Here is a 6225-nt window from a genome sequence, read left to right as displayed (position 1 = left end):
GCCACCGCGGTGGCTTCAGTATGTTGAAGGGTCAGGGCGGACTCATCTCGCCACCAGCAGTCAAACAAACTTGGATGCATAAGCGCTCCTCTACCTAGATGGCGCCGAGTCTCGGCAGCCATCTATACGACGAATCCTAGCAACGCAATTGGACCCCCGTTACTAGGATTTATCACGATTGCTCTGTCGGGGTAGAGGTCAGAATGAGTAGTCTTGCAGGGGCGTTTACCTCACCCATGGGACATGGCCGCAGGTGCAACACGATATGCTTGGGCAATGTCCAGTCGCCTATTCAATAGCGCAGTCGGGGCGAACAATCCACACCCCCTGGCGGAGTTTTGGTGTCGAGTGCTCGGATGGGACGTTATCGAAGACGATGAGGTGTTCGATTATGTGAGCATCGGTTCAGCGGATCACTCGTTGCCGGTGATTGATTTTCTGAAGGTGCCTGATCTAAAGTCGGGGAAGAACCGACTTCATCTTGACCTGCGCGCAGATGGGACAACAACCAAAGAGGAGCTGGCACGCTTGGAGGGCCTTGGTGCTCGTCGCGTTGACATCGGTCAGGGCCCAGATGTGAGCTGGATTGTCTTGGCGGACCCGGAAGGTAATGAGTTCTGTCTGCTAGGAAAGACTGCTCAAGAGTTGCTTGAGGCCAAAGCGTAGCCTCCGGAGTCTGTCGCATGCTTTGTTGCCATCGGCAAGAAGAATCGGAACTTCGATCGACCATCCACGAGATACTCAACAAGGCCATAGGGTTGGCGTTGAAAACGGTGGGTTGTCCTGGGGCGGCGATGTGATCGATCCTTCCTTGATCAGGGTGAGCGACGAAGGAAGGTTCGTGCCAGAGATGGCGCCATCGCGCTCGACTATGCCACTGCGCTCGACTATGCCAATCACGCGGCGGCGTGTGCGGCTTAGATGCCGTAGCTGGGTTCGACAGAAACGCTTGGTCCCTAGAGCTTCACGACTTCGTGGTAACCGTTGCTGGGCTGGCCCGTTCGCTGCTCCCAAGGCTACGGTTGGCGTGCACTGACACCAGAAGCTTCTCCAGACCGACTAAATGGACGGTCGCCGTCGAAGGACGGCACGAGTTCGGGGTCAAGCCAGCCTTATAGGGCGAGGTGGAGGCGCAGAGCTTCATCTAGGTCTGCCATGACCGCCGGTGGCACGACTCCGATCCTATTGCCCAGACGCTCGACGGCCACTGCTCGGACCTGCTCGGCTTGGGCTTTTGAGTCGCGTTCGAGTCCTGTATCAGTTGCCAGGAGTAGAACCTGGAAGGGGTAGATGCGCGTAGTGTTCGTCGTGACGGGAACGAGTGTCACGACTCCGTGGCCCAGGCGATCTGCGATCATGTTGGCTCCGTCATTGCTGACGATTACTGCGGGTCGACGCTTGTTGGCCTCGGCACCTCTAATCGGGTCAAGATCAACCAAGCGGATCTCACCCCGCAGCATTGGTTCCGAGCCCGTCCCCAACCGTCACTTCCCAAGCTGCGGCTTCTCCTTCGTTCTCCCACTCGGCAAAGGCATCCTCGTAGGCCGCCCCGAGTTGTGCGCCTCGTAGGAGGCGCACTGCCCGGTGTAAGACAGCAGAGCGAGACGCGATGCCTTGCTCGATGGCGTAGGCATCAAGAAACTCTACATCATCGTCAGGAAGGCTGACACTCAACTTCATACTCAGATACTACCATTGGTAGGGCTTTGGTAGTACCAAAATACAGATCTGGCACGAATCATGGATCGGCCACAACCCCGTGTTCCAGGGCGCAGGCGCCAGGGTAAATGACAGTTAGAGGCAATACCACTTAGTCAAGGCCTTCACGCGTCAAGCCTGGTTCATACCAAGAGCTGGTCAGGTCAAGATTTCCGATGGCGAGCATCTCACGGATCGGATAGCCATCGGGGTATTGGCCGCGATGTTTCCGTCAACGCACATCGACAAGGTAATCCGGGGGCTGGGAGGGCGGAGCAACGTCATCGGTTGCTCCCAGCACGGATGGTCGTGTTGTTCACCCTTGCGATGTGCCTGTGGGTTGATGAGGGCTATCAGGAGGTTGCCCGGCTACTGGTCGGCGCCTCAAAGCATGTGGCCCGCTGGCGAGGAGACTGGCAAGTGCCGAGCTCTAAGACACCGAGACAGGCGCGCGCCAGGTTCGGTGGTGAGGTGATGAAGATGTTGTTTGAGCAGATTGCCTCACCGACGATACCGAGTCCTCGCCCGGCTGGTGGTGGCTGGGCTTAAGGTTGGTAGTGATCGACAGGACCGTGTTTGACCTACCAGACACCAAGACGAACCCGGCGCACTTCGGTCGGACAGAGAGTAGCCGGGGTGAGATGCAAGGGGCCTTCCTCCAGGCTCGGGTGGTAGCACTCGTTGAATCTGGAACGCACACGATTATCGCTGCTGAGATCGGCGCAAGCTCTACGGGAGAGACCACCTTGGCTCATTCGTTGTTTAAGAAGCTCAACAATGAGCTGCGCCTCCTCGTCGATCGGGGTTTTAGCGGCTATCACCTGTGACAAGGGGTGGCAGCTGCCGGTGCTGAGCTGGCAAACCAGGTCCAACGTGGTTCGTGCGGCGACGACATCCCTAAAGGATGGATCGTACCTGTCGGCGCTTCGCCCGCCAAGGGGTAACCCGGGCAAACCAATCACCGTCCGGGTCGTCGAGCACGCCCTTCTTGCACTAAAGGCGACGCTCCGATCCTTCTCATCACCACCCTGCTCAACCCGGAGCGCTCACCCGCGCTCGAGTTGGCTGCGCTCTATGGTGAGCGATGGGAAGAGGAGAGTGCCTTCGACGAACTAAAGACCCATCGACGAGGCGCTGGCCGGTTTTTCGGTCCAAATCACCAGACACGGTCACCCGGGAGATCTACGCCCACCTGCTTGCGTACTTACGCTATCCGAGAGCTGCTCAGCAGTGCTGTTGAGCCTCAAGAGCTCGACCCCGACTGAGTCTTTCGTTTCTGGCCTCTTTGCGGGTCATCAGCCGCCACCACTTTGGCGAGAGCATTGGCCATGGCAGGAGATCCTCCCCAGAGGACAGTGATCTGTTCGGTGGAAATGGCTTCAGCGATCGATTCTGCCACGGGGCGGCGTCCGATCAATAACGTCCCACCGCGCAAAGAGGCTGGGAAGGTGAAGACCTGGTCAGCGACGTGGTAGATAATGGACAGAAAGATGGCGAGCTTGAGATCACATTCAAGATGGACCCCCGAGGGGCCTTCCACAGGTTTTGAGACCAGAAGAGCTACCTGCGATACCAGACACCGGTCCTCACGTTGGCATGATCACCCCTATGCCGTAAGAGGAAGCGGCTGCCGCCATGCGCTCGTCATAGGTCACAATGCCGTCAAGCTCATCGCCTAATTCCAGTGCTACAGCAATATGGAGGGCGTCCAGACTCCGTAACTCGTGGGGATCAAGGATGGCCGCTCGTTCGAAGGTGGCCGAAGTGAGACTCAGCAAGGTGAGAGCATCGAGCACGGATCGGGCACGCTGCACCCGATCGGGAGCGGCGCGTCTCGTTGCCCGGAGGAGTTCGGTGCGTAATAAGTCACTCGCGATCACCTGACTTTCGTGGACAGCGGCCCAGCGTGCCATAGCCGGGGAATCAGGTTCGACCATGACCAGCTTGGCCGCGGCAGACGTGTCGAGGTAAAAGGCCATCAGTAACGTTCACTGTTGCGCATGGTCGCTACGGTCTCTGACAACAGTGACTCTGATTGTGGCGCCCCCGAAGGCGCGCCAAGAGCCGCGAGAGAGCCCTTCGCAGGGCGAGCCAGACCTGCCGCGACAAGAGCAGCAATGTGTCCCCCAGGGATAGGAACCAGCTGGGCGACCGGTCTTCCTCGGTCGGTAATCGTTATCACTTCGCCGGAGGCGGCCCTGGCCACCACCTGTGAAGCGTTCTGTTTGAGTGCTCGAATGCCCACGGTGCTCATGTTCTACATTGTAGTATGTATTTCGCGACAGTTCTCAATAGACAGCGTGCTGAAGCCAGGCGGAAAGAGAACTTTCGAACAGTTATCTGGAATGCGCTAACTGAGAATGACTACTTGAGGACAGACCGTTCTGGGAATTTACGGGAGTCCATCGTCGAGTCTTCGAGACCAGCAAGGGCTCCTCCCACCAAGTAAACCCGAGTTTCTTGGAGACTCCTAGTCTTCAACAGATAGGGTTCTCAATGCCAAAGGTCGTGCTTCACCTCGTTCACGATGATGAATGGAGGTCACTCGGCACTGCGCCGCACCGTACTGAGCGTTCCTCGCAGCAGTGAGTGAACAGGGCACCAACCTCGAGGCGTGCCGTTTTGGGTCAGCCCAAAAAGATCTGGGTTGCCCTAACTTCAAAAGACAACTGCCGAGTCACCATAACAGGTGGATCGGGCACAGCAGGCTGTCCACCAGGTTGGTCACGACGCCCCTCGTACCATCGAGAACAGGCATGCACGGGAAAGAGATCAGATCTTCCTGCACTCGCAGCCCCTCCCCTCAACAGCCGAGTGCGTATCCGATCGCTGAGCAGACCCTTCCCATGGTGTCGTCGTCAACTTGTCCAACGGGACCAGTGAGCGATGCCTGAACGACGGTGTGGAGACCATCACAGTTGATGACCGAGGGTCGATCCAACCCGACCTCGACGTGATTGATGTCGACTTCCGCAGCGAGACCACGGATGGAGGTGGTGACCTCGGCCACCGTAACGAGGCTACGAGCGTCGAGTACCTCGGATCGAGTCAACAGCAGCACGGGTCGCCTTTTCTGACCAACTTCGGCCAACCACACCTCGCCACGTTTCAAGGCTCACCCCACGCTTCAACCTCTGTCCAGACAGTGTCAGAACACTCCGGCTGCCTCAAATAAGATTCCCGGTCAGTTCGCAACAGGGCGGCACGTACTGCATCGGTTACTCCTTGACGAGCAGCTGCAGAAATATTGATGCCGAGTTCTCGAGCGAGCTTAGCCAGCTCCTCGTCGAGCGTGAAGGTCGTTCTTGTTTGGGCCACACACATATGCTAGCATCGACCGACCTCAAACAATGATAGCGTATCGAAGTGACAGTCAGTGATGGATGACGACTAACGAGCATCGTTACGCAAATCATAGTGATGGAACTAGAACCCACCGCGATCGGCACCCGCTTCCAGGGAGAACACCGGCCCTGAACCGGGCTTTTATGGCTGGCGGGCCAGGGCTCGAACCTGGAACCTCCTGATCCAAGGTTAGGGTACGCAAGTAATCGTGGGGCACGGGACAACCGTATCAGCAGTTCATGGGTAGTGCAAAGCATCGGGTGCTCCCCGTCGAGAGCATATTGGTACCCATCCCGTATCACAATCAGTATCACGCCAATCGACCACGCGCGAACGTTCGGGCTGTATTGCAGGCTCGCTTCCCGATCTGCCTCTTCTAGGATCCGACTCATCTGCATTCGTGTGATGGTCTGTAATCGCTTGGACGGGAGGCGCTCAATCCAGTCCTCCACGACCTTCTCATCAAACTCATCTGACACTACCCATGTTCTAGGCTCCACAGCCGCTGTGAAAGTCAGTGCTGGATCGTGTTCCGCCAACTACGCAGGGCTTGCAGGTCGGGTTCGCTCAGGTCGGCCAAGGTGAGAACGGCGGGAAGTTGCAGTTGCGATAACACCGAGCGAAAGACATTCTCGGTCGTGGTGCCATGGGAGCGACATAGCTCTTCCCTCGCGTTCTCGCCGTTGTCTTGGTTCTCGGAGACTGCTCGCAACCCGCCAAGACGGACAGTCTCCAGGTAGTCGTCAACGATATCCTCAGTTTCGACATCGACAGCTCTCAATAACAGCATCGCGATCATGCCTGTGCGATCCCGTCCCGACATGCAGTGGAACATTACTCCACCGGGTGGAGCATTCAAGATTGCCGACAGAGCCGCACCGGTGCGCTCTGGCATCGCCTGAAGATGAGGGAGGAAGTAGAGCGCCGTGCCCTTAAGCCCGTTGTCCCAGTAGTTGCTTCGGAAGTCCTCGTTGTCCAAGCCATCTAGATCGACCTGTCGTATTGTCAGCCAACCGGGCCGGGATCCAACATCGCAGCTTCTCTTTCGCTCGGCTGGCGAAGATCAACGACTGTACGTATCCCTGCTTCCCAGATCTGATCCCAGCCCGCTTCGCTCACCCGGTCCACGTTCTCAGAACGAAAGAAGACACCCCTCGGTGTGAAGCTGCCGTTGCGTCGTCG

At 57.6% G+C, this 6225-nt stretch carries 12 protein-coding genes; 3 read left to right on the top strand and 9 right to left on the bottom strand.

The features are described from left to right. Positions 1–276 precede the first annotated feature (276 nt). Complete coding sequence (locus M7439_RS01860) at positions 277–666, top strand: VOC family protein (protein ID WP_298347415.1); 390 nt, start codon at positions 277–279, stop codon at positions 664–666. A gap of 446 nt (positions 667–1112) precedes the next feature. On the opposite strand, the gene M7439_RS01855 is transcribed toward M7439_RS01860, so the two are convergent. After that, complete coding sequence (locus M7439_RS01855; protein WP_298347414.1) at positions 1113–1460, bottom strand: type II toxin-antitoxin system PemK/MazF family toxin; 348 nt, start codon at positions 1458–1460, stop codon at positions 1113–1115. Further along, positions 1447–1680 carry a ribbon-helix-helix domain-containing protein gene (locus M7439_RS01850; RefSeq protein ID WP_298347413.1) on the bottom strand — a complete coding sequence of 78 codons (234 nt, stop codon included), beginning with the start codon at positions 1678–1680 and terminating at the stop codon, positions 1447–1449. Before M7439_RS01850 ends, M7439_RS01855 begins: the two co-directional genes overlap by 14 nt. 123 nt (positions 1681–1803) lie before the next feature. Between M7439_RS01850 and M7439_RS12930 the strand changes: the two genes are divergently transcribed. Then, positions 1804–2247, top strand: coding sequence for a transposase domain-containing protein (locus M7439_RS12930; protein ID WP_366525233.1), 444 nt, complete (start codon positions 1804–1806; stop codon positions 2245–2247). A gap of 2 nt (positions 2248–2249) precedes the next feature. Beyond that, positions 2250–2525, top strand: a complete 276-nt coding sequence (locus M7439_RS01845) for a hypothetical protein (protein WP_366525232.1) — start codon at positions 2250–2252, stop codon at positions 2523–2525. A 416-nt stretch (positions 2526–2941) separates the two neighbouring features. Here the strand turns inward: M7439_RS01845 and M7439_RS01840 are convergent, their stop codons facing one another. From M7439_RS01840 to M7439_RS12925, 7 genes are all read right to left on the bottom strand, one after another. Beyond that, a complete protein-coding gene (locus M7439_RS01840) occupies positions 2942–3238 on the bottom strand; it encodes a hypothetical protein (protein WP_298347411.1) in 297 nt (98 codons plus the stop codon). Between the two features lie 46 nt (positions 3239–3284). Continuing rightward, positions 3285–3677: a type II toxin-antitoxin system VapC family toxin gene (locus M7439_RS01835; RefSeq protein WP_298347410.1), complete on the bottom strand. Its 393-nt coding sequence runs from the start codon at positions 3675–3677 to the stop codon at positions 3285–3287. Further along, positions 3677–3952, bottom strand: coding sequence for a type II toxin-antitoxin system Phd/YefM family antitoxin (locus tag M7439_RS01830; protein WP_298347409.1), 276 nt, complete (start codon positions 3950–3952; stop codon positions 3677–3679). Before M7439_RS01830 ends, M7439_RS01835 begins: the two co-directional genes overlap by 1 nt. Positions 3953–4501: 549 nt before the next feature. Then, positions 4502–4795: a type II toxin-antitoxin system PemK/MazF family toxin gene (locus tag M7439_RS01825; RefSeq protein WP_298347461.1), complete on the bottom strand. Its 294-nt coding sequence runs from the start codon at positions 4793–4795 to the stop codon at positions 4502–4504. Positions 4796–4806: 11 nt separating this feature from the next. After that, positions 4807–5016 carry a type II toxin-antitoxin system CcdA family antitoxin gene (locus tag M7439_RS01820; protein WP_298347408.1) on the bottom strand — a complete coding sequence of 70 codons (210 nt, stop codon included), beginning with the start codon at positions 5014–5016 and terminating at the stop codon, positions 4807–4809. A gap of 541 nt (positions 5017–5557) precedes the next feature. Further along, positions 5558–6022, bottom strand: coding sequence for a tyrosine-protein phosphatase (locus M7439_RS01815; RefSeq protein ID WP_298347407.1), 465 nt, complete (start codon positions 6020–6022; stop codon positions 5558–5560). 26 nt (positions 6023–6048) lie between these two features. After that, on the bottom strand, positions 6049–6162 hold the full coding sequence (locus tag M7439_RS12925) for a tyrosine-protein phosphatase (RefSeq protein ID WP_367185001.1): 114 nt from the start codon (positions 6160–6162) through the stop codon (positions 6049–6051). Between the last annotated feature and the right edge of the window lie 63 nt (positions 6163–6225).

Source organism: Ferrimicrobium sp. (assembly GCF_027319265.1).
GTDB lineage: Bacteria > Actinomycetota > Acidimicrobiia > Acidimicrobiales > Acidimicrobiaceae > Ferrimicrobium.
Note: the sequence above shows the minus strand (reverse complement) of the source record. Positions and strands in the feature narration are given on the sequence as shown.